Genomic DNA, 628 nt, shown 5'->3' on the forward strand with positions numbered 1-628 from the left:
GCCATGTACCTGCTGGCCAGCATCGAACTCACACTGCCCGCCCTGCTCCAGCACCGGGAGCTGCCCGTTTCCTACAGCGGTCCGATCCTCACCGGCTTCGCCCTCGCGAGTATCCTCGGCGGCCTCGTCTACGGCGCACGCGCCTGGCCCGGCAGTGTGCAACGTCAGAGCACCCTTCTGCTCGTCATCATGATCGCGGGCGTCGCCGCCACCGCACTCGCCTCCACCTGGACCGTGATCGCCGCTCTCCTCGCTCTCACCGGTCTCCTGCAGGCAGCCGTACTGATCACCCGTAACCTCACCCTCCGCGAACAACTGCCCGCCGACCTTCACCCCGTCGGCTACTCCGTCCTGTACGCAGGCAGCGGCATCGGCTACGGCCTCAGCGCTGCTGCCACTGGCCTCCTCCTCACCGTCACCACTCCCGACACCGCAGTCCTCATCGCCACCGGCACCACGTTCCTGCTGACAGCAGCGACGTGGCTCAGGCGGAGGACCCCAAAGGACAAGCAGTCTGCGGATACCCAGCGGCAGGACGCCCCTCTGCTTGAGGAGGGGTGAGAGTACGTCCCCAGTCACGTACAGGCCGAGCGCGTCCTGATCGAGGGCGCCCCCGACGAGGAGACCC

General features: G+C 67.7%; 1 protein-coding gene. It reads left to right on the top strand.

Features of this window, described 5'->3' with window-relative positions; all coding sequences use genetic code 11:
- On the top strand, positions 1–561 hold a 561-nt coding region (locus tag IG78_RS0141125), incomplete at its 5' end, for an MFS transporter (RefSeq protein WP_030574942.1).
- Positions 562–628: the final 67 nt, after the last annotated feature.

This window comes from Streptomyces aureocirculatus, from assembly GCF_000720475.1.
Lineage (GTDB): Bacteria > Actinomycetota > Actinomycetes > Streptomycetales > Streptomycetaceae > Streptomyces > Streptomyces aureocirculatus.